This is a genomic window from Mesorhizobium wenxiniae, assembly GCF_002284535.1.
Taxonomy (GTDB): domain Bacteria; phylum Pseudomonadota; class Alphaproteobacteria; order Rhizobiales; family Rhizobiaceae; genus Mesorhizobium; species Mesorhizobium wenxiniae.
The window spans coordinates 826,854-847,626 of sequence record NZ_NPKH01000020.1 but is presented as its reverse complement, the minus strand read 5'-3'; the positions used below and the strand labels follow the sequence as shown (position 1 = coordinate 847,626).

Annotated in this window: 27 protein-coding genes and 2 tRNA genes; 7 read left to right on the top strand and 22 right to left on the bottom strand. The window is 61.3% G+C overall.

What is annotated here, in order from left to right; translation table 11 throughout:
- Window positions 1–641: 641 nt before the first annotated feature.
- A complete protein-coding gene (locus CIT31_RS14395) occupies window positions 642–806 on the bottom strand; it encodes a type II toxin-antitoxin system antitoxin (RefSeq protein WP_095519383.1) in 165 nt (54 codons plus the stop codon).
- A 95-nt stretch (window positions 807–901) separates the two neighbouring features.
- Here CIT31_RS14395 and CIT31_RS14390 point away from each other — a divergent pair, with 95 nt between their 5' ends.
- Window positions 902–1,186, top strand: a complete 285-nt coding sequence (locus CIT31_RS14390) for a hypothetical protein (protein WP_133116154.1) — start codon at window positions 902–904, stop codon at window positions 1,184–1,186.
- Complete coding sequence (locus CIT31_RS14385; RefSeq protein ID WP_095519098.1) at window positions 1,183–1,476, top strand: KH domain-containing protein; 294 nt, start codon at window positions 1,183–1,185, stop codon at window positions 1,474–1,476. Before CIT31_RS14390 ends, CIT31_RS14385 begins: the two co-directional genes overlap by 4 nt.
- Before the next feature lie 234 nt (window positions 1,477–1,710).
- Here the strand turns inward: CIT31_RS14385 and CIT31_RS14380 are convergent, their stop codons facing one another.
- The 11 genes from CIT31_RS14380 to CIT31_RS14330 all read right to left on the bottom strand — a co-directional run bounded on the left by CIT31_RS14380 (window position 1,711) and on the right by CIT31_RS14330 (window position 8,131).
- Window positions 1,711–1,992 (bottom strand): hypothetical protein, encoded by a 282-nt coding sequence (locus CIT31_RS14380; protein ID WP_133116153.1) that lies wholly within the window; start codon window positions 1,990–1,992, stop codon window positions 1,711–1,713.
- A gap of 149 nt (window positions 1,993–2,141) precedes the next feature.
- Window positions 2,142–2,217: transfer RNA gene (locus CIT31_RS14375), tRNA-Phe, on the bottom strand.
- A 197-nt stretch (window positions 2,218–2,414) separates the two neighbouring features.
- Window positions 2,415–2,612 carry a DNA gyrase inhibitor YacG gene (gene yacG, locus CIT31_RS14370; RefSeq protein ID WP_095519096.1) on the bottom strand — a complete coding sequence of 66 codons (198 nt, stop codon included), beginning with the start codon at window positions 2,610–2,612 and terminating at the stop codon, window positions 2,415–2,417.
- A 13-nt stretch (window positions 2,613–2,625) separates the two neighbouring features.
- On the bottom strand, window positions 2,626–3,252 hold the full coding sequence (locus CIT31_RS14365; protein WP_029348516.1) for a Maf-like protein: 627 nt from the start codon (window positions 3,250–3,252) through the stop codon (window positions 2,626–2,628).
- 27 nt (window positions 3,253–3,279) lie between these two features.
- Window positions 3,280–3,498 (bottom strand): translation initiation factor IF-1, encoded by a 219-nt coding sequence (infA, locus tag CIT31_RS14360; protein ID WP_006200926.1) that lies wholly within the window; start codon window positions 3,496–3,498, stop codon window positions 3,280–3,282.
- A 90-nt stretch (window positions 3,499–3,588) separates the two neighbouring features.
- On the bottom strand, window positions 3,589–4,056 hold the full coding sequence (locus CIT31_RS14355) for an arsenate-mycothiol transferase ArsC (RefSeq protein ID WP_277569143.1): 468 nt from the start codon (window positions 4,054–4,056) through the stop codon (window positions 3,589–3,591).
- Between the two features lies 1 nt (window position 4,057).
- Window positions 4,058–4,543, bottom strand: a complete 486-nt coding sequence (locus tag CIT31_RS14350; RefSeq protein ID WP_029348511.1) for a UPF0262 family protein — start codon at window positions 4,541–4,543, stop codon at window positions 4,058–4,060.
- A gap of 6 nt (window positions 4,544–4,549) precedes the next feature.
- Window positions 4,550–5,842, bottom strand: a complete 1,293-nt coding sequence (gene hisD / locus CIT31_RS14345) for a histidinol dehydrogenase (protein ID WP_095519095.1) — start codon at window positions 5,840–5,842, stop codon at window positions 4,550–4,552.
- Between the two features lie 9 nt (window positions 5,843–5,851).
- Window positions 5,852–6,283 carry a DUF2948 family protein gene (locus CIT31_RS14340; protein WP_065009241.1) on the bottom strand — a complete coding sequence of 144 codons (432 nt, stop codon included), beginning with the start codon at window positions 6,281–6,283 and terminating at the stop codon, window positions 5,852–5,854.
- A 169-nt stretch (window positions 6,284–6,452) separates the two neighbouring features.
- Complete coding sequence (murA, locus tag CIT31_RS14335; RefSeq protein WP_065009242.1) at window positions 6,453–7,745, bottom strand: UDP-N-acetylglucosamine 1-carboxyvinyltransferase; 1,293 nt, start codon at window positions 7,743–7,745, stop codon at window positions 6,453–6,455.
- Between the two features lie 131 nt (window positions 7,746–7,876).
- Window positions 7,877–8,131: a hypothetical protein gene (locus CIT31_RS14330; protein ID WP_095519094.1), complete on the bottom strand. Its 255-nt coding sequence runs from the start codon at window positions 8,129–8,131 to the stop codon at window positions 7,877–7,879.
- 149 nt (window positions 8,132–8,280) lie between these two features.
- Here CIT31_RS14330 and CIT31_RS14325 point away from each other — a divergent pair.
- Both CIT31_RS14325 and CIT31_RS14315 read left to right on the top strand, forming a co-directional pair.
- Window positions 8,281–8,355, top strand: a tRNA-Thr gene (locus tag CIT31_RS14325).
- Between the two features lie 641 nt (window positions 8,356–8,996).
- Entirely contained in the window at window positions 8,997–9,296 is a 300-nt protein-coding gene (locus tag CIT31_RS14315; protein WP_065009244.1) for a DUF1236 domain-containing protein, read from the top strand.
- Here the strand turns inward: CIT31_RS14315 and CIT31_RS14310 are convergent.
- Together CIT31_RS14310 and CIT31_RS14305 are read right to left on the bottom strand one after the other, a co-directional pair.
- Entirely contained in the window at window positions 9,287–10,168 is an 882-nt protein-coding gene (locus tag CIT31_RS14310) for a transglutaminase-like domain-containing protein (protein WP_095519092.1), read from the bottom strand. The two genes, CIT31_RS14315 and CIT31_RS14310, sit on opposite strands and share 10 nt — an antisense overlap.
- 77 nt (window positions 10,169–10,245) lie before the next feature.
- Window positions 10,246–11,142, bottom strand: coding sequence for a transglutaminase family protein (locus tag CIT31_RS14305; protein WP_095519091.1), 897 nt, complete (start codon window positions 11,140–11,142; stop codon window positions 10,246–10,248).
- Window positions 11,143–11,356: 214 nt separating this feature from the next.
- Here CIT31_RS14305 and CIT31_RS14300 point away from each other — a divergent pair, with 214 nt between their 5' ends.
- Window positions 11,357–11,557 carry a hypothetical protein gene (locus CIT31_RS14300; protein ID WP_095519090.1) on the top strand — a complete coding sequence of 67 codons (201 nt, stop codon included), beginning with the start codon at window positions 11,357–11,359 and terminating at the stop codon, window positions 11,555–11,557.
- 245 nt (window positions 11,558–11,802) lie between these two features.
- On the opposite strand, the gene CIT31_RS14295 is transcribed toward CIT31_RS14300, so the two are convergent.
- Together CIT31_RS14295 and CIT31_RS14290 are read right to left on the bottom strand one after the other, a co-directional pair.
- Complete coding sequence (locus tag CIT31_RS14295) at window positions 11,803–12,003, bottom strand: CsbD family protein (RefSeq protein ID WP_095519089.1); 201 nt, start codon at window positions 12,001–12,003, stop codon at window positions 11,803–11,805.
- A gap of 206 nt (window positions 12,004–12,209) precedes the next feature.
- A complete protein-coding gene (locus CIT31_RS14290; protein ID WP_029348484.1) occupies window positions 12,210–12,473 on the bottom strand; it encodes a hypothetical protein in 264 nt (87 codons plus the stop codon).
- Window positions 12,474–12,691: 218 nt separating this feature from the next.
- On the opposite strand from CIT31_RS14290, the gene CIT31_RS14285 reads away from it, so the two are divergent.
- Complete coding sequence (locus CIT31_RS14285) at window positions 12,692–12,970, top strand: DUF3606 domain-containing protein (RefSeq protein WP_095519088.1); 279 nt, start codon at window positions 12,692–12,694, stop codon at window positions 12,968–12,970.
- A 37-nt stretch (window positions 12,971–13,007) separates the two neighbouring features.
- Here the strand turns inward: CIT31_RS14285 and CIT31_RS14280 are convergent, their stop codons facing one another.
- The 3 genes from CIT31_RS14280 to CIT31_RS14270 form a co-directional block, all read right to left on the bottom strand.
- Window positions 13,008–13,928: a YihY/virulence factor BrkB family protein gene (locus tag CIT31_RS14280; protein ID WP_095519087.1), complete on the bottom strand. Its 921-nt coding sequence runs from the start codon at window positions 13,926–13,928 to the stop codon at window positions 13,008–13,010.
- A 95-nt stretch (window positions 13,929–14,023) separates the two neighbouring features.
- The gene (locus CIT31_RS14275; RefSeq protein ID WP_095519086.1) at window positions 14,024–14,758 is read right to left on the bottom strand and encodes a hypothetical protein; all 735 of its coding nucleotides are present in this window, start codon (window positions 14,756–14,758) and stop codon (window positions 14,024–14,026) included.
- 158 nt (window positions 14,759–14,916) lie between these two features.
- On the bottom strand, window positions 14,917–15,690 hold the full coding sequence (locus tag CIT31_RS14270) for an SDR family NAD(P)-dependent oxidoreductase (protein WP_095519085.1): 774 nt from the start codon (window positions 15,688–15,690) through the stop codon (window positions 14,917–14,919).
- Window positions 15,691–15,893: 203 nt separating this feature from the next.
- Here CIT31_RS14270 and CIT31_RS14265 point away from each other — a divergent pair, with 203 nt between their 5' ends.
- Window positions 15,894–17,210: an NAD(P)H-dependent oxidoreductase gene (locus CIT31_RS14265; RefSeq protein WP_095519084.1), complete on the top strand. Its 1,317-nt coding sequence runs from the start codon at window positions 15,894–15,896 to the stop codon at window positions 17,208–17,210.
- Between the two features lie 269 nt (window positions 17,211–17,479).
- On the opposite strand, the gene proC is transcribed toward CIT31_RS14265, so the two are convergent.
- The 3 genes from proC to CIT31_RS14245 form a co-directional block, all read right to left on the bottom strand.
- The gene (gene proC, locus CIT31_RS14255; protein ID WP_095519083.1) at window positions 17,480–18,295 is read right to left on the bottom strand and encodes a pyrroline-5-carboxylate reductase; all 816 of its coding nucleotides are present in this window, start codon (window positions 18,293–18,295) and stop codon (window positions 17,480–17,482) included.
- Window positions 18,296–18,424: 129 nt separating this feature from the next.
- Window positions 18,425–19,744, bottom strand: a complete 1,320-nt coding sequence (locus tag CIT31_RS14250; protein WP_095519082.1) for an O-antigen ligase family protein — start codon at window positions 19,742–19,744, stop codon at window positions 18,425–18,427.
- Entirely contained in the window at window positions 19,713–20,711 is a 999-nt protein-coding gene (locus tag CIT31_RS14245) for a glycosyltransferase family 2 protein (protein ID WP_095519081.1), read from the bottom strand. Before CIT31_RS14245 ends, CIT31_RS14250 begins: the two co-directional genes overlap by 32 nt.
- Between the last annotated feature and the right edge of the window lie 62 nt (window positions 20,712–20,773).

Below are 20,773 nucleotides of genomic sequence, written 5' to 3'. Positions count from 1 at the left end.
GGAATGCGGACCTGCTCCCACCGCCCACGCTGGAGCGATTGGATTTGCAAGCCCGTCGTGTCGGTTTCGAGCAGGGATAGGATCACGGCCGAGATCTTCTTTCGTCGCCCGACAATCGATCCATCCCTGCCACCGACATCAAGCTCCAGCGTATCGGCGCCGGCTTCGTAGGGCAGACCTACCTGCCATTTGGCGGCTCGTGTCTATTTGGAATTCTTTGTAGTGATGAATGACCTTGAATGGCAGCTTATTTAGCTGCCCATTGGGTAAGCATGCGTCGGTACTTTTCTCATGCCGGTAAAATACCAACCCTCCACACCTTGATCTACAATGACCTTTGGGATGAAGCGGAAAGCATCATTCTGATCACCAAGCCGGATCTGATAGTTGTTATTACGCCTATCCCCATATGTAAGGCTCTCGGGCATAGGCCGCCGAAGCGCAATGCGGATTGCGCCTCTTCGGAGCTTTATCTGCCACCAATCAAACTGGCTCATGAAACCCGCTCAGCCATCCGAGTGCGACGGAAGCGATCATCTACAGACAGGATTAACTCCGTGATTCGACGCCCCGAGGTCACATATCTTATCATGCGTCGCCGCTACCTGACGCACGCAAAGCTTCGCCCCCGCAGTGGCGTGCTATTCTGCGGCGCTCTTCGGAAGGTAGCCCTTGTCCCGCAGATACATGGTCAGGATCTTCTCGACCATCGATGACACAGACCGCATGTCATCCTTCGCCGCGCGCTCCAGCGCTTCCTTAAGCTCCGGCTCGACACGAAAACCTAGCGGGTGGGTTTTGACCATGGTGTTGGTATTCCTCATACAATGTTGTTGACGCGTACTAACATTGTATGCGATTGTTGGAGGGTAAGCAAACTAAACCATGGGAGAAATCCACAATGCCGAACGTCACTGTTCGGGCAGCCGCCGAAGGCATCTACTTCACCGCCGCTGCCGCTGCGGCGGCCTTGGCTGCCGCTTCAACGATCATCGACGCGACCGCCGCGCCGTCTGTCGCTGACGCGATCCCAGCTACGCGGACGAAAACCAGTCTCGATGCAATGCTGCTGGAGCTGCCGCCGGAAGAAGCGCCCGAGGCGACGATTTTCAATCGATTAGGGATTTTGTCAGAACCCGGTGTCAGCAAAAATCACATGGACTGGAAGAGGGAACGGGGAATATGAGCGCCGCACCGATCGTAGAACCATGCGTCTGCTCTGATGTCTTCGTGACCGGGGCCGCGCCGCTCACGTTCATGGGCGACAATCTCAGGCTGACCTTGTTCGTCTCACAGCGCTCCTATGACGGCAGCCCTGAAAACGCCGTGGTGACCAAGCTTGTCGGAAGCCGATCGGACATGCTGAAGATCGCCGAGGTCATCGTGCGAGGCTGCTACACCATTCCAGGAAAGGCCGAGCGAATCGGCGAACGCATATTCCTCGAAATTCTCGAAGCACCGGCAGAGCGCCACTGATCAAGTGGCAAACTCTGCCACATGGCCCGCTGCCTCACGGTGGCGGGCTCGTTTGCTTGGTGGCCTGTTGCTGCTTGCGCAAGGCAAGATCAAGGCAGAGCGCGAGAAGCACGATGCGAGATGAGGGCGGTGGGAGCGGAGGGAGCGGAGGGAGCTTTGCCATAGCCCGTATAACATATGTTAAGCCGGAATGTTCCTCGCGTGCCGCTGCCCTCACGGCGGCGGGCTTTTGTTCTACTGGAGTCCGGCGTACCTAATCCTCGTCTTTTCGTGGCCAACAAGGAACGTCCACTTGTGATCGAAAAGGTTATGTGACTGTTTCCAATTCGCAGGAATCTGTCCGTACAGTTCTGATGCGGCCGGCGTCAAAAGATACACCACCGACATGCGATCTTCGGAAGTGCGGCAAAAGAGTGCCATCTCCTCGGGGCTGCCGTTAGCGATAAACAGCCGCTCGAACCGGTCCTGGATGTCATCCTTCCCAGCAAACGGTACACTGCATTCCTTGAATTCCATAGATAAATTCCCCCTCACCATGTCGCGTTCATGTCGCGTGGACCTGCCGATAGTCGCAGGAAACCCTTGGAAATCAACGGTAGCAGTTTGCAACATGGCGCGACATGAACACCGAGTTTTGCTGCAACCAAGTATCTTTAGGAAAGTAATGGTGCCCAGAGGCGGATTCGAACCACCGACACGCGGATTTTCAGTCCGCTGCTCTACCAACTGAGCTATCTGGGCCTGTTCCGGCACGCGGGCAGTTCTGCACGCCGGATTTCTCGAAAGCGCCGCAGGCGCCCCTTGAAAGCGCGTGGGTTATAGCACGGGAATCCGGCCTGTCCAGCGCTTAAGCGTTGATTTCAAGCGGGAAACGAGCAGTTGCCCGATAGGCGGATTCATGGGACGCGGTCGAGGCCCGCAGGCTGCTCTGAACAGCCTCATTTGGCAGCGTCGTTGTCCGGTTCGTCCTCGTCGTCGCGGGCCGGAATGACGTAGGCGCCCTTGAGCCAGCGGTTGAGGTCGATCTCTTTGCAGCGCACCGAGCAGAACGGGTAGGTCTCACGCGCCGACGGCTTTCCGCATTCGGGGCAGGGCCGCTTGGGGCGCAGCGGCGTGACCTTGTCGTCCGAGCTCATGACCGCCCCGAACTCATGGCCGAGCTGACTGCCATTTGGCATGCACCTTGAAACCCTCGCCGGTCAGCAGCGCCACCGTCTCATAGAGCGGCAGGCCGACGACGTTGGTGTAGGAGCCGACAAGCTTGACCACGAAAGCGCCGGCCAGCCCCTGGACGGCATAGCCGCCGGCCTTGCCGCGCCATTCTCCCGAGGCGACATAGGCGTCGATCTCGGCGCGCGGCAGCCGCTTGAAACGCACCCTGGTCTCGACCAGCCGCTGGCGCAGCTTGCCGCCCGGCGTGATCAGGCAGATGCCGGAATAGACCCGGTGCGAACGGCCGGACAGCAGGCCGAGGCAATTGGCGACGTCGTCGAACGTTTCGGCCTTGGGCAGGATGCGCCGGCCGACTGCGACCACTGTGTCGGCGGCCAGCACGAAGCTGGGCACATAGTCCTCTTCCGCCTGCAGCGAGGCCAATGCCTTCTCGGCCTTTTCCTTCGACAGGCGCTTGGCCAGCGAACGCGGATGCTCGGCGCGCAGCGGCGTCTCGTCGACACCGGCCGGCAGCACGCGGTCCGGCTCAATGCCGGCCTGCTGCAACAGTTCGATCCGGCGCGGCGAACCCGAGGCAAGCACGAGCTTCTGCAAAATGCTCATCGCGATCCCGGCCGAACTCTGACGATTTTACTTGAAACGGTAGGTGATGCGGCCCTTGGTCAGGTCGTAGGGTGTCATCTCGACCAGGACCTTGTCGCCGGTGAGCACGCGGATGCGGTTCTTGCGCATGCGGCCGGCCGTGTGGGCGATGATTTCGTGTTCGTTTTCGAGCTTCACCCTGAACATCGCGTTGGGCAACAATTCCGTGACGACACCCGGAAACTCGAGGACTTCTTCCTTCGGCATTCGATACCTTTGCTTGGATGGGATTCCCAGCGCCCCGGCCGGAATTTGCGCGGAACCTATATGATAATCGTGCGCTTGTGAACACGCCGCTTAATCAGCGCCGTTTTTTGCTTCCGGCTCTAGGAAACGGTGGCCGATTCGCGCCCTTAGCCGTTCGCGCACCTCGCGATAGGCGGCCATGATCTGCTCACGCGTGCCGCTGACGCCAGTCGGGTCCGGCATCGGCCAATATTCGACATCGACGGCAAGCGAGCGGGTAAGCTCGAGCGCGGTGTGATGCGCTTCCGGCGACAGTGTGACGATCAGATCGAAATAGTCGTCCTCGAGATCGTCCAGTGTCCTCGGGTGCCGTTCACCCAGCGAAAGCCCGTCCTCGGCCAGCACGGCGTCGACGAACGGGTCGCGTTCGCCGCCGCGCACCCCGGCCGACGCCACGAAGGTGGTGGCCGGAAGCACCTGGCGCGCCAGCAGTTCGGCCATCGGCGAGCGCACCGCGTTCATGCCGCAGACAAACAGGATCGAGCGGGGCAGGATCGAGCGGGGCAGAGGGGCTGGCAGTTCAGCCTCGCCAGTGCAGCACGCAGACCAGCGTGAACAGCCGGCGCGCCGTGTCGAAATCGATTTCGATCTTGCCGGCCAGCCGGTCCATCAAGGTCTGTGAGCCCTCATTGTGCAGCCCGCGCCGGCCCATGTCGATCGCCTCGATCTGGCTGGGGGTCGAGGTGCGGATGGCGTCGTAATAGCTTTCGCAGATCATGTAATAGTCCTTGACGATGCGCCTGAGCGGCGTCAGCGACAGGATGTGGGTGACCACGGCAGCGCCGTCCTCGCGCGTCACTGCGAAGACCAGGCGGGATTCGGCCAGCGACAGTTTTAGCCGATAAGGCCCGGCGCCGTCGTCATTGACCGGCTGGAAGCTGTTTTCCTCGATCAGGTCGAAGATCGCCACCGCCCGCTCATGCTCGACATCGGGCGTCGAACGGCCGATCGATTCATCGAGTTCGACATCGATCAGCTTGGCATAGGTTCGATCGTAGTCCGACATGTCAGTCTACATGTTCAGCCGGATGGCGACGGAGCGTCCATGCGCGTCGAGGCCTTCCGCCTTGGCCAGCGCGATGGCCGCCGGCGCCAGCGCCCGCAACTGCTCCGGCCCGAGCTTCAGGATCGAGGTGCGCTTGATGAAATCGAGCACCGAAAGACCGGACGAGAAGCGCGCCGAGCGCGCCGTCGGCAGCACGTGGTTGGAGCCGCCGACATAGTCGCCGATGGCTTCCGGCGTGTGACGGCCGAGAAAGACGGCACCGGCATTGCGCATCCGCGCCAGGAAGGCTTCCGGCTCGTCGATGGCAAGCTCGACATGTTCGGCCGCGATGCGGTCGACCAGCGGCAGTGCTGCCCCGATTTGGGGAACAAGGATGACGGCGCCGAAGTCGCGCCAGCTCGCCGCCGCCGTCTCCCCGCGCGGCAGGCTCTGCAACTGGCGTTCGACCGCCTGTCCGACCGCCGCGCCGAAGACGGGATCGTCGGTGATCAGGATCGACTGCGCCGACACGTCATGCTCGGCCTGGGCAAGCAGGTCGGCGGCGATCCAGTCCGGATCGTTGCTGCCGTCTGCCACGACAAGCACTTCCGAAGGCCCGGCGATCATGTCGATGCCGACCGTGCCGAACACCTGGCGCTTGGCCGCGGCGACATAGGCATTGCCGGGGCCGACGATCTTGGCGACCGGCTTTATCGTCTCGGTGCCATAGGCCAGCGCCGCGACCGCCTGGGCGCCGCCGACGCGGTAGATTTCGGATATGCCGGTCAGATCCGCCGCCACCAGCACCAGCGGATTGATGATGCCGTAGGGCGCCGGCACCGCCATGACGATACGCTCGACGCCGGCGACCTTGGCCGGCACGGCGCTCATCAGCACCGAGCTTGGATAGCTCGCCGTGCCGCCCGGCACATAGAGCCCGACCGCCTCGATCGCCGTCCAGCGCGAGCCGAGCTCGACGCCGGCAGCGTCCGTGTAGCGGTCGTCCTTCGGCCGCTGCCGCTCGTGATGGGAACGGATCCGGTCACGGGCGAATTTAAGCGCCTCGATCGTCTGCGGGTCGGCCGCATCATAGGCCTTGGCGATGTCGTCTTGCGACACGGCCATGCCGAGGCCTTTCAGATCGGCCTGTTCGAATTTCTGCGTATACTCGATGAGCGCCGCGTCGCCCTCGGCGCGCACCCGCGCGATGATCGCGCGCACCACGGCGTCGACGTCCGCCGAGACCTCCCGCTTGGTCAAAAGGAACGCGGCAAAACGCTGCTCGAAATCGGCATCGGACAGACGAAGGGTGATGGCCATCTTGTGTACTCAGGCTCTGTGGAAGGGGCGCGACGTCGCTTCCCAGGCGCCGCCGATGTCAGCGAGCCGCGCCTCGATGCACTCGACATCGAGCATGATCGCGCCGCCGCCTGAAAAGATCAGCTCGACAATGCCGGCCGGCTTGTCGAGGGCGACGAAGCTGATCGCCAGCAGCGACAGCACCTCGTCCGGCTTGTCGCGGGCAATGCCGCTGGTTTTGGCGCCCAGCACACGGTCGAAATGCAGCACGCTTTGCCGCCGCTCATTGTGCTGGCGGAACAGGCCCGTTTTCGCCTCCCAGACGAAGCGGTTCATCGTCATCACGAAGCGCTTGGCCGCCGGCATGTATTCGAGGTCGCCGACCTTCAGCACGGCGTCCTGGACATGGGCCGAAACGATGCTCAGATCCTGATCGTCGAGCGCGACAAGCTTGAGAGCCATGCGGATTTCACACCTGAAGGTTGGTTTTCAGCCCTCTGTTAGAGCATGAACCCAAAAAGTGGAAACCGGTTTTTGGAAAACGTCGTGCTCCAGGCAGGAATCCAGCCGGTTTTGGCGATCCGTGCAACCGCGCCAAGATCAAATACTGAAGCCCTGGAATCCCGATTGCCTAAGCCGAAATCCGCTCGATCACCGCGCCGCAGCCGGACAGCTTTTCTTCCAGCCGCTCGAAGCCGCGGTCGAGATGGTAGACCCGATTGACCGTGGTCTCGCCTTCGGCCGCCAGGCCGGCGATGACCAGCGACACCGAAGCGCGAAGATCGGTCGCCATGACCGGCGCGCCCTTCAGCTTCGAAACGCCGTCGACGATCGCCGTCTGGCCGGACAGTGTTATGTGGGCGCCGAGCCGGGCAAGCTCCTGCACGTGCATGAAGCGGTTTTCGAAGATCGTCTCAGTGATGCGCGACTTGCCCTTGGCCATCGTCATCAGGCCCATGAACTGCGCCTGCAGGTCGGTCGGGAACGCCGGGAAGGGCGCTGTCGTCACGTCGACCGGCGCAATGCCGGCGCCGTTACGCCTGACGCGGATGCCGGAATTGGTCTGCGTGATCTCGGCGCCGGTCTGGGAAATCACGTCGAGCGCGGTCTGCAACAGGTCAGCCCGCGCGCCTTCGAGCATGACGTCGCCGCCGGTCATGGCGACGGCCATCGCATAGGTGCCGGTCTCGATGCGGTCGGGTATCACCCGGACGCGCGCGCCCGACAGCGCTTCGACGCCGTCGATGGTGATGGTCTCGGTGCCGGCGCCATAAATCTTGGCGCCCATGGCATTGAGGCATTCGGCGAGGTTGACGATCTCGGGCTCGCGGGCGGCGTTTTCGAGCACCGTCTCGCCATTGGCCAGCGACGCCGCCATGACAAGCACATGGGTGGCGCCGACCGACACTTTTGGGAAGACGTAGCGGTTCCCGACAAGACGGCCGTTCCTGGTCTTGGCGATGACATAACCGGTATCGACGTCGATATCGGCGCCGAGCACCTGAAGGCCTTCCAGGAAAAGATCCACCGGGCGCGTGCCGATGGCGCAGCCGCCGGGCAGCGACACCTTGGCCTCGCCCATGCGGGCAAGCAGCGGGCCGATCACCCAGAAGGAGGCGCGCATCTTCGACACCAGCTCGTAAGGTGCGGTGGTGTCGACGATGTTGCGGGCAGAGAGATTGATGGTGCGCGAATAGCCCTCCTGCTGTTTTTCGCGGCGGCCATTGACCGAATAGTCGACGCCATGATTGCCGAGGATGCGGATAAGCTGCTCGACATCGGCCAGATGCGGCACGTTTTCCAGGGTCAGCGTGTCGTCGGTTAAAAGCGAGGCGATCATCAGCGGCAGCGCGGCGTTCTTCGCGCCCGAGATCGGGATGCTTCCGGCAAGCTTGTTGCCGCCGACAATTCTGATGCGATCCATGGAAGAGCGTTCCCCTCGGCCGAAAGGCCGGTTTTCAATCGGTTGAGTCTGTTGTGGCCGGTCTAGACCATTGGCCGGCTTGGTTCAAGAAACAGGATTCCCGCACCCTGGACCCGGCCTGTTGATATAGGTCAATCCGTTTGCGTTTTCCTTAAGGTGCCGAGCCCTTCCGGCCGCTGGTCCGCCTCGCCGGTGCGCCGCTTGTCGGCGTCGCCGGTGCGCCGCTTGTCGGCGTCGCCGGTGCGCCGCGAGCGCGACTGCGCCTTGCGCTTCTGCAGATTGGCGCGCAGTTGCTCGGCGAGCCGGCTCTTGCGGTCGGCCTTTTTCGGTTGGCTGTCCTTTTTCGACGGACCGCCCTTGTCAGGTGGGATTGTCTTGTCGATCATGGTTCAGTCCCGGCGAGCCTGTTATGAAGGGATACCCAACATTGTGGCGCTGCCATGTCCGGAAAAGCCGTCGGAGCGGGCTTTCACAGATGGCTTGCGCTTGGCCTTGCGCTTGCCGGTTCGATATGGCAGAAGCCCCGCCATCAGCGGCTGCGGTAGCTCAGTGGTAGAGCACTCCCTTGGTAAGGGAGAGGTCGAGAGTTCAATCCTCTCTCGCAGCACCAGTTTATCCCGAAGATTTTCAATAGTGCGCTTCGCCTGGTCACTTTGCGTTTACGTGTCGGGAGCAATCAGCCTTCCGAAACGATGACATGCGCGTAGCGAGCTACTGACTTTTCGCCCTTCCACCGGCCCGTGCCGGCGAGCCCGCGCAAATCCATGCCAGCGGACCGACGCATTCACGTCGCCCAGGTGTGGCAAGGAAGCTGACGAGATGCGTTCAGTTCTTGCGACCTCGCCGCAAACCTGTCGAGCGCTAACTGATGCTGGGGTCAATCCTAAGCGGGATCCTGCTATAATCCCGTATGGCCGCTCGCATAGTGGTTATCCTGGCGCTGCTTGCCGCGTTCGCCTACGGATTCGCAAAACTCGTGGAACGTTATGGCGACGCTGGCGACAAGCCCTCTCCGTGCGAAAAATGGCCACATCCTGATTGTCCAGTCCCAAACGCGCCTCCTCCGGAAGAACCTAAGCCTTGAGCGGGAACGCGTTCGCGGGCGGCCGCGAACGTCAGCGTTGATATGCCGTGGCAGCGGGTTCGCGCCGTACAAAATGGAACAAGAATTGCGCCGCATCGTTCAGATAACTATGCAACCCGTCGCGGCAGCAATCAAGCACCGCAGCTGAAGGTTGCTTGGAGGCTATTATGGGTAAGCAACTTACATCGGCTGCGGCAGGCATCCTTCTGTTCGTTGGCGTCAGCGCCGCCGCCGCTCAGGACGTCATCATTCAACCCGAGCAGGACACTGTGATCCGCGAATACGTGAAAAAGAAACCAGTGGCATCACTCAGCCTTCCCGGCGTGGAGCTCAACATCGGCACACCTCTGCCCGAAACAGTCGAGCTTTACGAGGTGCCGGACGTTCAGTACCGCTACGTAGTCGTCGATGGCCGAACCGTCCTGGTCGATCCAGGTACCCGCAAGATTGTGAAGGTCTACGACTGACTTGACCCCTCACGCTGAAGCCCGTCATGCCGAAAGGTGCGGCGGGCTGACGCCTTCTCAGGCTCGGCGTGGATTTCTTCTGTGATGACTTCGAAGCGGGTGAGCCGGGAAAGACCGAAGCTCGTTGAGATAGCGACGTCATTGGCATCGCATCCCGTCGCCATCAGGATTCTGCCTATGCGAGGCTGGTTGTGCCGTGCATCGAAGGTGAACCAATGGCCGCTGAGATAGGCTTGGAACCATGCGTTGAAATCCATGGGGTACGGCATCGGCGGTATGCCGATGTCGCCGAGATAGCCGGTGCAATATCGCGCCGGAATATTCATGCAACGGCACAGCGTGATTGCCAGATGCGCAAAATCGCGACACACGCCGGCCCGATCGGTTAGCGCGCCGTAGGCGGTCCGCATCGTGTCCGCAGCCTGGTAGTTGAAGGTGATGTGTTCGTGAACGAAATCGCAGATCGCCTGGGCGCGCGCCCATCCGGGTGCGATATTGCCAAAATTGGCCCAAGCGAAGTCGCCAAGCCGATCGGTATCGCAGTAGCGGCTGCCGAGAAGAAACCTGAGCACGTGGTCGGGCAGCTCTTTGATATCGTGCTGGACGGCGCCCGCGGCCACAATTTCTGGCTTGCCGGTGTCATGAATTTCGAAGTTCGTTGATATCGTCGTAAGCCCCGCGGGCGCCTCTATTCTCGTGCACAAATTGCCGAAAACGTCGATATAGCCGCGGGCTTCGACCGGGCGATCGAAGCCGATGATCTGTTCCGTCAAAAGATCGACGCGACGTGACGGATGGATATCAAGGACGAGCAGCATCGGTGTCGGCTGCGGACATTCGTAGGCGAGCTTGAAACCTGCGCGGATACGCATCGAAGCTCCAATGCGTTGATTAAAGCAAACTCCGGATTGCCGCGACAGTTCCGAACACATTTAGAGGATGCTAATTTTTATTGAAGCTGGTTATTGATACCAGCTTCCTTCACCACCTTGACCTCCACCGTCATGCCGAGAAAGCTCGACGCGCTGCCGCAGTAGCTTCCGGAAAGAGGGATGGCTTGCCCAGGATGCCTGGCCACAGCCACCCTGATAAGGTCCCGGTTGCCGACAATGCCATTGGTGGGGTCGAACTCGACCCAACCCGCGCCAGGCAGATAGACCTGGCACCAGGCATGCGTCGAACCGCCGCCGAGGACAGAAGCGCTGTCGCGGTTCGGCACATAGACATAACCAGTCACAAAACGGGCAGCAAAACCGAGCGAACGAACCGCTTCCATCATGAACAGCGCAAAGTCTCGGCATGTGCCTCGACGCAGGTGCAAGGTCATGAGAGGCGGTTGCGTCCCTGATTCAGTTCGACGGGAATACACAAAGCTCTCGTGGATGGCGTAGCAAAGTGTCATCAGCAATTTGCCCGTCTCGGTGTGGCCTCTGGCGCTCACGAACTGTCGTGCCCATTTGCCGACCTCGTCGCCGTCATCGAGATGATGGCGCTCGATGGTTTGGGTGAGGTCGGTTGCCTCGTCGGGATCATAGGAAAATGGATAGCTGAGTGCTGTTTCATCGATACGGAAATCAGGCGCATGCTGCGGCGTGTGATCGAGCCGAATGTCTGTCACGAAACGCAGTTCGTCGCCGGAACCCTGGAAGTCGATTACCGCAACGCAGTTTCCAAAAACGTCATGGATCCAGCCAACCTCTTTCGGCTCGGGGTCCACCAACAGGGCATGATCCAGAAGTCGCTGATCGAAACTATCGCGCGGCCTGAACATCAGCCGATGCTCGCCAAACGTCACCGGTTGCGTGTAGCGATAGACGGTCGTGTGCTTGACTGAAAAGATCGGCATTGGCTTGCGTCGACCACCTGCGATATCAGCGCAATCATATATCTTTTTCGATTTGCAACGGACAAAATGGAGTCTTTCGCCTGACGCGCCGTATCAGGCGGTCGTCCACCGTAGGCCTTTTGCAATCTCCAATTGGTAGACTCTCTCAACGCCCCGTAAGTTAATCCTTGCGCCAAGAGGCCCAGGCGAGGAACGTCGCAAACGGGAGGAAGCAATGAACGAAGACTACGGTCCGGCCATAGACCACGACAAGCCTTACGAAATAGCTGCCTTCGCTAAAAAACATGGCCTTACGATAAGGGCTGCCGAGCTGATCCTTTTCGCTTATAGCCCGTCCCGAGCGGCGTGCGACACTGCCGCAACCGCTTTCCTCACGGCCGTCGCTGCACAGGCCAAGAGACAATCGGCGCGCTAGCTCTCGTTCCGAAGATCCTGGAGCGACGGCTGGCGCAGATCAACCCGCCACCGTCGCATATAGTCGCCCGCCGCTCGTTTCGGAGCGGCAGGCTTAGAGCATTTGCAGCCAAGTGGAATCGATGGCGTCGCAGAGATGCGGCTAAACAAATAGATAGGGCGAAATGCCCAGTTCAATTCGAACCCATCCCGCTCTAGGACTGTCGAAGCTGCGCCGATCGACGGTGCAGCCTCGATACTGGACGCTCAGGTGAGGCTTCTGGACCAGTCGTCTATCTGGCGCTCTGCCTCTTCCTTGGCGATTCCATACCGCTCCTGAATGCGTCCTGCGAGTTGGTCACGATTCCCCTCGATGCGATCAAGGTCATCGTCGGTAAGGTCACCCCATTGCTCCTTGGCCTGGCCTTTGAACTGCATCCATTTTCCCTTGATTTGATCCCAGTTCATGAATTCCTCCTTTGTTGTCTAGAGGAAATGCAACTGGACACCACATGTTCCCAAACAGCGGATCGTCCGTGACGATTATTGCCCATGACGATTATCCTTGGCGACGCAGCAAAAAGCCGCCGGCCGGAGTCAGTGGCGCGAATTGGAGCAGGATAAGAACGATCCGCGTCTTGAAATCACACTCGACGGAAAGTCCCTCAGCCGGATCAGCTGGCGCGCGCCAAGGCGATCGATATGACGTTGTCTGCATCCGCCCCCGGTAGATCGAACAGCATCGGAAGTTGGCGGGTCATGGCCATTTCAACGATCAACTCTTCGATGGAAGCTGTCGGCAGATCGGTCTCGACACTATTCGAGATCATCGAGGCAAGCTTGTGGACTGGCACGGGTGCCGACTTCGCACGGTCGTCGAGCAACCTGCTGATTTCGATTACAACGTCTGCGTCAATGCTCTTTGGCAATTCGCGCATGGCTTTTCCTCCCTGCCCATATCATGCGCGTGCCAGAGGGCTGAGTCTCGAAAAATCTGCATATGGCTTAAAAGCGCGCCGGTCGGGTTGCTTTGGCCGGGCGTTCGGGCCTGCGGCGAAAAAGCGAAGCGCGCTGGTGTCGCATGCGGCAACGAATTCGCCGGTTTTGCGTTGGAAAATCATACATTGTGCGCAAACGTGACCAAAGGAGAGTAAGCATGACAGCCGACGCCGCGAAGCTCTATCCCCGCCACCGGGATCGGATCTCCGGCAGCGAGGATTATGTAGTAAGGTATTTTGCCCGGCAAAACGGCATCACCCCAGCGCAAGTCCATCAGTTGATCAAGAGATATGGAAGCAACCGCGCCAAGCTGGTGGCTGCGGCGAAGGAACTTCGCACGTCGCTTCGGCCGGACGTCCCCAAGACCATGCTCGCCTCGGGCCGCCGCGCCGGACGTCCCGGTGTTAATGCCAGAAATGGCTTAAAACCGTGGTAAGGAGACTGCCGAAAACAATCCCGCCGAGGACTCGTTTTCAGACTTTTCGATCCTGGCCGGCGTCGCCCGCATCTGTTCGCGATTTACTTGCTTCAATGGTTGCCTCCAGATCGGATCGGCTGCCGTATCGAACCGAGTAGGCTCGTGTAAATTCGGCGCCCAACAGAAAGATCTCGGACGAGTAAAAGACCCACAGCAGCACGACGAGCAGCGCACCGGCTGCGCCGTATGACGATGCGACGGCGCTGGTTCCGATATACCAGCCGATCAGCGATTTGCCGATCGTGAAGAGGAACGCCGTTACTATGGCGCCGACGCCAACGTCGCGCCATTGCAGCGCGCGGTCGGGCAGGACCTTGTAGATTGCCGCGAACAACAGCGCGATCAGGGCAAACGAGACGATCTCGTTGATTGCGCTCAGGATAAGGGTGCCAAAGGGCAGATATGCGTTGATGATATCTCCAAGCGCCGAAATTGCAGCGCTTACGACCAGGGCCACCAGCAGCAGAAAGCCAAGCGCCGCGACGAGACCGAGGCTGGCAGCGCGTGCCCGCACGAGCCGTGAAATCGACGTGCCAGCCGGTTTGACTTTCCAGATCTCGTTCAGGGCAACCTGCATTTCGCCGAATACGCCGGATGCGGTAACCAACAGCGTGACGAGCCCCAAAATGCTGGCAAGAGTTCCCGCCTCTTTGTGTGACGCGTTCTCGATTGTCGCTTGCAGAAGCTCGGCGCTCTGCGGACCCATCAGCCCCGACAACTGGGCCGAAAGCGCCAGTTGTGCCGCATCGTTTCCGAAGGCCATGCCAGCGATGGCGACAACGATGAGCAGGATCGGAGCAAGCGAGGTCGTGGCATAAAACGCCATCGCTGCCCCGTGACTGAGGGCATTGTCATTGATGAAGCCGAGGATGCTTTCCTTAAGGAGCGTCCAGCCGTCTTTCGCCACATTCCACATGTTTTGCCTCACCTGCTTCCCAAGCAAATAGAGGCAACACCGCGGCGGACCAGAGCATCACATTCGAGAAGTTCTGGTCCGTTTGGATCCGGCGTTTAGGTGACGGATCTTGGGTGGTTTGGCGTGATCTGTCCCGAGGCCCTCTTTGTGAGACCATCCTGCGTCGGGAAGGCCGAGAACGCCGCGATGGCTAGGAAGATCGGAATCCCCAATTCGAGGATTTCTTCGAACACTGTGGAGGTATAGATCCGGGTGAGGTGGATGCCGAGAAATGTGAGATTTGATGGCGCCCCGTCGATGACCTTGGAAAGGACGGCGCAGCCGACAGCTGCGGCAATGGCCACGGCAGTCGCCTCGCCGTGGCGAAGCCCGTGCACAAACCTACGGAAGCCGTTCTTCAGGAGCAAATAGAAGGCAATGCCGAGGGCAATAACGACCGTCGCGCCGATTAGCTTTTCCAACAGCGGGACGTCAGGCGAGATATAGAGGGTGGTCTTGGTGATGTTGTGGGTGGTGAAATGCGCATGAAAGTCCAGCTCGCGCAGGCACATCGCGATCAGGATGGCGACAAGGTACCACCGCTTGAGCAGGTCTCGATAGGACATTTCCCGGACAAGCGTTGCCACGACGATCAGGTAGCCTGCGGCCGAGAAGACTTCAATTGGACCGCCTTCGCTGAGGTAAAACTTCCGTATGTCTTCGGGAAAGAAAGCGAGCGGCAGGGCGATGAGAAAGACGAGCACCAGCAGGGCAAGGCCCATTTGGTTGAAATAGTGGCCTTTGCCGTAACCGGTCTTTCTTTCGCTCCACGCCATATCTGTCTTGCCCATGTGTCTTGTGCCGACTCTCTATTGATCGTGATTTCACTCAATTTGAAAGATTGGGCCATTGTCAAGTTGCCGTTCCGTAATGCCTGGCCGCTTGCCGGCGCTCTGACGGCATGACTGTGGCGAGCTAGTCGGGGCCAGTGCGGAGACGACCCATTCTCTCACGCCACCGACCAGCCGCCATCCACCAGTATATTCGCGCCGGTGATCATCGACGCTGCCGGCGAGGCGAGGAACACCACGGTTCCCGCGACATCGATTGGGTCGCCGATGCGGCCGAGGGGGATGTGCCCGAGCACATGGGCATGAAAGTCCGGATCGGCGAGCGAGGGCCGTGTTCCGTCGGTCCAGATGAAGGTCGGCGCGACGCTGTTGACGGTGATCTTGTGCTGCGCCCATTCGGCCGCGAGGCAACGGGTGAGGTGGTTTATCGCCGCCTTGGACATGCAGTAGATCGCTTCGCCCTTCAGCGTCACCGTGCCGGCTTGCGAGCTGATGTTGATGATGCGCCCGGATTTTGCCGCGATCATCAGCCGTCCGACCGCCTGGGTGGTGAAGAAGGTCCCCTTGAGGTTGACGTTCACGGTGAGGTCAAAATCCGCTTCGGTCACGTTCTCCGCGAGGTTTTCCGGCCCAAGCCCGACATTGTTGACCAGCACGTCGATGCGACCGAAGGCGGCGTGGGCGTCGGCGACAGCTATTCGCACCGTCGTCAGATCGGTGAGGTCCATCTGTACCGCCAGCGCGCGCCGGCCGATGCGCTCGATCTCGGCAGTGATATCCGCGCCGTCGGCAGCGCTGCGCACCCCAACGATCATGTCGGCGCCGGAGCCGGCGCAGGCGAGCGCGCAAGCGCGCCCGATGCCGCGCGACGCGCCGGTGACCAGCACTACCTTGTCAGCCAGATCGAATTTCGGCGTAAACTCGTTTGTCACCTCAACCTCCCCTGAAAATCCCGTCGGCACGCGCCGCCCCGACAGGACGGTCTCTTCATCGCTAGACACTATCTGGGCGGAAGATTATCCGCTCGCATTGCGAAAGCCAGTCACAAGAAATTGCCGACGGCGGCCGGTTTCGTTGGCAAAAGGTTACCATTCCCTGCTATTCCCCCTTCAAATCAAAAGCAGTGGACTTGCGCATGACCAATGTCGCCCTGACCGGGCTTGCCAGCGATCTCGCCAAGCGCGCCGCGGAAGGCCGTCCGGTGCGCATCGGCGTCATCGGCTCCGGCGAGATGGGCACCGACCTGGTGACGCAAGGCATGCTGATGCCGGGCATTTCGGTGTGCGCCGTCTCGACGCGCCGCCCCCACACGGCGCGTGATGCCGTCCGCATCGCCTATGGCGACGAGGCGATGGCACGGGAGGCCGATACGCCGTCGAAGGTCAGCGAGGCGATCGAGAGCGGAAAAATAGCCATCACCTCGAACGAGATGCTGGTCACCAATCCGCTCATTGACGTCGTTATCGACGCCACCGGCAAGCCCGGCGTCGCCGCCGATTTCGACCTGATGGCGATGGAGCACGGCAAGCATCTGGTGATGATGAATGTCGAAGCCGACGTCACCATCGGCTGCTATCTGAAGCAGCAGGCCGACCGGCTCGGCGTCGTCTATTCGGTCGGCGCCGGCGACGAGCCGTCGAGCTGCATGGAGCTGATCGAGTTCGCCTCCGCGCTCGGCTACACCATCGTCTCGGCCGGCAAGGGCAAGAACAACCCGCTCAACCATGACGCCGTGCCCGACGACTATCGCGCGGAAGCGTTGCGCCGCAACATGAACCCGCGCATGCTGGTCGAGTTCGTCGACGGCTCGAAAACCATGGTCGAGATGTGCGCCATCGCCAACGCCACCGGGCTGGTGCCCGACATTGCCGGCATGCACGGCCCCAAGGCCAATCGCGATGAATTGGCCAAGGTGCTCATCCCGCGCGCCGATGGCGGCATCCTGTCGCGGAAGGGCGTCGTCGACTACACCATCGGCAAGGGCGTGGCGCCCGGCGTCTTCGTCATCGTCGAGGCGACGCATCCGCGCATCATCGAGCGCATGGACGACCTGCATATCGGCCACGGCCCCTATTACAGCTTCTTCCGGCCGTATCATCTGACCTCGCTGGAAGTGCCGTTGACCGCCGCGCGCATCGCGCTCTATGGCAAGCCGGACATGGTGCCGCTGCCGAGGCCCGTCGCCGAGGTCTGCGCCGTGGCCAAGCGCGATCTCGCCGCCGGCGAGATTTTCGATGCGATCGGCGAGACCTGCTACCGCTCCTGGACCATGACTGTCGAAGAGGCTCGCGCCAACCGCGCCGTGCCAGTCGGCCTGCTCGAAAGCGGCAAGGTGCTGAGACCGGTCAGGAAGGGCGAGCTGCTGACATCAGACAATGCCGCACCCGACCCGACGACCAGGCTTTTCGCCTTGCGCCGGCTGCAGGACGAGACGCTGTACGGAGCGGGGTAGTGCGGTGCAGAAATTTGATGCCGGCGGGACAGTGCCCCCCTTTGTCCCGCCGGACATCTCCCCCACCTGGGGGAGATCGGACGTCACGCCGGCCTTCGCCAATCTCCAACATCGCAGTGGTGAGTGGACCGCCGAAGCTGCCAATCTCCCCACTTGTGGGGGAGATGTCCGGCAGGACAGAGGGGGGCGCGAAGGATCGCTTCGGAACGTTTGCTATTGCAACTGATCGTCGACCTTCGCCGCCGACCGGCTTGCAACGCCTCAAGCAACTACTTCCCCAACTCGATCGACCGCAGCCGCGCTGCTTCCACCGCTTCGGTGAGCAGATGGATCAGCCGGTCCCCGCCCATCAGCACGGCAAGGGCGGCGGCCGTTGTGCCGTTGGGGCTGGTCACCTGCTGGCGCAGAACGCCCGGCTCCTCGCCGCTTTCGGCGGCGAGCGAGGCGGCGCCGTAGACCGTCTGCATCGCAAGTAGCCTGGCGGTTTTGGCCGGCAATCCGGCCTTCTCGGCGGCCACGGTCAGCGCTTCGATGAAATGGAAGATATAGGCGGGTCCAGACCCGGACACTGCCGTCACCGCATCCATCAGGCCTTCGTCGTCGATATCAGTCACTTCGCCACTCGCCGAAAGCAGATCGGCAACGAAACGCTTCGTATCGATGGAGACCAGCCGGTTGGAAAACACCACCAGCATGCCCTTGCCGATCGCCGCCGGCGTGTTGGGCATGCAGCGCACGATCGGCGCGCGATTGCCCAAAATGGCCTCGAATGTGGCGACCGGCGTTCCGGCGGCGATACTGACGAAGGTGGTGCGGCCATCATTGAAGCGCTTGTACGCGGCGGTCACGTCGCGGATCACTTGCGGCTTCACCGCAATGACCACGAGGGCCGGCACCGCGTCCGCCGGAATGCCGCCGGCCTCCGCGGCAGCACTGCAGCCGAGCGCTTCGGCACGCTTGCGCAGATCGGCATTCGGCTCGACCACGAAGACCGCCGCCGGGGGGAGCTTGCCCGATTTCAGCCAGCCCGAGAGCATGGCGTAGCCCATATTGCCGCAACCGGCGAGAACAAGCCTGATCGTCATAGAAAACCTCCGCTAGAGCATCGGACGCAAAAGTGGGTACCGGTCTTGGGAAAATCCGATGCTCAAACAAAAAGATGGCTTCCCATAGACGTTCGTGGCGGGGCGGGGAAGCCCTGTTGGGACGGAGGATCAGGACGGACCACGAACCGCCATCGGCCGCAGCGACACCTGCCTGAGGCCGAACATGCCGAACACGAAGAACAGCCAGACCGGGTCGGCGCGATGGAAGAAGAAGCTTTCGAGGAAGGCGTTCAGCGCGGCGAACAGCACCACCATCATGAAGAAGTCGCCGAGATAGATGTTTTCCTTGCGCAAGGGGATGCGCAAGTAATCGCGTAGCGGCGCGATCAGGAATGTGTAGACTGCCACGCAGAGCGCCGGGATGCCCATCAGCACGACGATGTCGAGATAGCCGTTATGGCCGTGCACGATGGTTCTGATGTCCCAGGCCCGGTCGAAGGGCTGCTCCTGGTTCAAGAGCAGCGGCGTGCCCCAGAAGCTCTCGAAGCCGTAGCCGGTCCACGGCCGCTTCGCCAGCATCTCGCCGGCGAACTCCCACAGCGTCGTGCGTCCGGTGTAGGTCAGGTCGGGGAAATAGAGTGCCGCCAGATGCTTCACCGGCGGCAGGAAGACGATGCCCAGCGTGCCGATCGCCGCGGCGATGATGGCCAGCGCGAACAGGATCGGCGTCCCGAGCCGCATGCCGATAAGGCTCGGCAGCACGACGATCAGGATCGAAAACGGCACCAATCCGGCCGTCGTCTTGGAACCGGTGTGCAGCATGAAGATCATCGCCGCGCAAAAGATTGACGCGCCCCAGAGCCGCTGTCCGCGCCGGTAGAGGTACAGCCCGGCGAAGCTGAAGCAGGCCATGACAGGACCGGCGATGTTCTTGTGGGTGAACACGCCGCGCCACAGGCCGGCATGTTCCGGCTCCAGCGAATCGGTGGTGTGCAGCGCCTCGTGCGGAAAGACGATGAGCCCGATATAGGACAGGCCGATGACGACGACTATGGTGAAGATGATGACTTTCGAGAAAGCCTCGGCGTCGCGCGGAAGCGCCAGGATTGTCGCCATCGTCAAGACGCCGATCAGCGTGAAGGAAGCGGCGCGCATGGCCGACGGCGGGTCGGTTGCCATCACCACCGACAGCACGAAGAAGCCCAGCATCAGCAGCCAGGACGGGCTGAGCAGCGAGCGCACCACGCGCGGGTCGGCGAAAGCCAGCAGCGAGAAGATCGAGATCGCGCCGAGCGAGCCGAAGCCGAGCTGGTTGACGATGTCGCCGCCGTCGCCGGTCATTTCGGCGCCGGCCGGCTGGAAGGGACGGAACGACACCAGGATGACGGTGAACAGCAGCGCCGCGATCGCGGTCGCGACGCCGTCGCGTGTGAACGCCGCGCTGAGCGGCGCGCGTTCAGTTCTTCTCAGGCTGCCGGTATTGCTCATTGGCGTATCCGAATTCGGCAAGCAGGCGGCCGACAGCTACATGGATGGGGTATAAGGCCGTCGCCAATGACCCCGTCCGCGCCAGCCTGGCCGCGCCGCGAAATGGCGAGGCGGCAAGCAGCGCCAGGCTCTTCAAGAAAACCTTGGTGCCGGCGAACGGCGTGCCGGCCCGTTTCTTCTTCTCGACCAGTGTCGAGATGACACCGTTGCGCAGGCTGCGGGCACGGATCCAGTCGGCTTCGACGCGCCGGGCCGGGACGCTTTCGCGCACTTGCGCCTCGGCGCACCAGCCAAGCACAAAGCCTCTCTGTGCGGCCCGGCTCAGGAAATCGGAATCGCCGCCGCCCATGAAGTTGAATTTCAGGTCGAGGAAGGGCGGCCCCATGGCGGTGAGCACGTAACGCCCAACCAGCAGATTGCCGGAGGAATAGAGCGCGGGCACACGCCCGGTCTCCCGGTAGGGTGGCGCAAAGACCGGATGCTCGGCCCATCTGGCATGGGCCGCGTCGGCAAACACAGGCCTTTGCGGGCCGCCGACGATGTCGGCACCGAGCGTCTCGGCCGCCTTGCACATGCGCTCGAGCCATTGCGGATCCGCGATCTCGTCATCGTCGATGACCAGCAAGCGCCTGAAATTTGGAAAATGCAGGATCGCCATCTGCCAGCCGGCATTATAGGCGCTGCAATTTCCGCGCTCATGTGCAATGATGACCATGCCTGATATCTCGCCGCGCTCGAACAGCGGCAGCGCCGCTTTGGCGCCGGCGCGCGCCTCGGCCTCGTTCTCAATGACGATGATTGCGAACCGTCTGCCGGTGTGCTGGGCCTTGAGCGACGCCAGCGTCGCCAGCAGCTGCTCGGGCCTTTTGAAGGTCGGCAGCGTCACGACCGCCTCGACGGCCGTCGTGACAAGTCCCGGAGAGCGCCCTGCGATCGATACCGAATCGTCCGATGGCAATGGGATCATGGGTTCAGCCCGGGATGGTGAGTTTGGTTCTCGATAGCATCGCGACGATAACGTTTCGTTAA

Bases quoted from the DNA above. Each gene is read 5' to 3' on its own strand.
- CIT31_RS14395 (WP_095519383.1), bottom strand. From the start codon at position 806: ATGGTCAAAACCCACCCGCTAGGTTTTCGTGTCGAGCCGGAGCTTAAG.
- CIT31_RS14390 (WP_133116154.1), top strand. From the start codon at position 902: ATGCCGAACGTCACTGTTCGGGCAGCCGCCGAAGGCATCTACTTCACC.
- CIT31_RS14385 (WP_095519098.1), top strand. From the start codon at position 1,183: ATGAGCGCCGCACCGATCGTAGAACCATGCGTCTGCTCTGATGTCTTC.
- CIT31_RS14380 (WP_133116153.1), bottom strand. From the start codon at position 1,992: ATGGAATTCAAGGAATGCAGTGTACCGTTTGCTGGGAAGGATGACATC.
- yacG (WP_095519096.1), bottom strand. From the start codon at position 2,612: ATGAGCTCGGACGACAAGGTCACGCCGCTGCGCCCCAAGCGGCCCTGC.
- CIT31_RS14365 (WP_029348516.1), bottom strand. From the start codon at position 3,252: ATGAGCATTTTGCAGAAGCTCGTGCTTGCCTCGGGTTCGCCGCGCCGG.
- infA (WP_006200926.1), bottom strand. From the start codon at position 3,498: ATGCCGAAGGAAGAAGTCCTCGAGTTTCCGGGTGTCGTCACGGAATTG.
- CIT31_RS14350 (WP_029348511.1), bottom strand. From the start codon at position 4,543: ATGTCGGACTACGATCGAACCTATGCCAAGCTGATCGATGTCGAACTC.
- hisD (WP_095519095.1), bottom strand. From the start codon at position 5,842: ATGGCCATCACCCTTCGTCTGTCCGATGCCGATTTCGAGCAGCGTTTT.
- CIT31_RS14340 (WP_065009241.1), bottom strand. From the start codon at position 6,283: ATGGCTCTCAAGCTTGTCGCGCTCGACGATCAGGATCTGAGCATCGTT.
- murA (WP_065009242.1), bottom strand. From the start codon at position 7,745: ATGGATCGCATCAGAATTGTCGGCGGCAACAAGCTTGCCGGAAGCATC.
- CIT31_RS14330 (WP_095519094.1), bottom strand. From the start codon at position 8,131: ATGATCGACAAGACAATCCCACCTGACAAGGGCGGTCCGTCGAAAAAG.
- CIT31_RS14315 (WP_065009244.1), top strand. From the start codon at position 8,997: ATGGGTAAGCAACTTACATCGGCTGCGGCAGGCATCCTTCTGTTCGTT.
- CIT31_RS14310 (WP_095519092.1), bottom strand. From the start codon at position 10,168: ATGCGTATCCGCGCAGGTTTCAAGCTCGCCTACGAATGTCCGCAGCCG.
- CIT31_RS14305 (WP_095519091.1), bottom strand. From the start codon at position 11,142: ATGCCGATCTTTTCAGTCAAGCACACGACCGTCTATCGCTACACGCAA.
- CIT31_RS14300 (WP_095519090.1), top strand. From the start codon at position 11,357: ATGAACGAAGACTACGGTCCGGCCATAGACCACGACAAGCCTTACGAA.
- CIT31_RS14295 (WP_095519089.1), bottom strand. From the start codon at position 12,003: ATGAACTGGGATCAAATCAAGGGAAAATGGATGCAGTTCAAAGGCCAG.
- CIT31_RS14290 (WP_029348484.1), bottom strand. From the start codon at position 12,473: ATGCGCGAATTGCCAAAGAGCATTGACGCAGACGTTGTAATCGAAATC.
- CIT31_RS14285 (WP_095519088.1), top strand. From the start codon at position 12,692: ATGACAGCCGACGCCGCGAAGCTCTATCCCCGCCACCGGGATCGGATC.
- CIT31_RS14280 (WP_095519087.1), bottom strand. From the start codon at position 13,928: ATGTGGAATGTGGCGAAAGACGGCTGGACGCTCCTTAAGGAAAGCATC.
- CIT31_RS14275 (WP_095519086.1), bottom strand. From the start codon at position 14,758: ATGGGCAAGACAGATATGGCGTGGAGCGAAAGAAAGACCGGTTACGGC.
- CIT31_RS14265 (WP_095519084.1), top strand. From the start codon at position 15,894: ATGACCAATGTCGCCCTGACCGGGCTTGCCAGCGATCTCGCCAAGCGC.
- proC (WP_095519083.1), bottom strand. From the start codon at position 18,295: ATGACGATCAGGCTTGTTCTCGCCGGTTGCGGCAATATGGGCTACGCC.
- CIT31_RS14250 (WP_095519082.1), bottom strand. From the start codon at position 19,744: ATGAGCAATACCGGCAGCCTGAGAAGAACTGAACGCGCGCCGCTCAGC.
- CIT31_RS14245 (WP_095519081.1), bottom strand. From the start codon at position 20,711: ATGATCCCATTGCCATCGGACGATTCGGTATCGATCGCAGGGCGCTCT.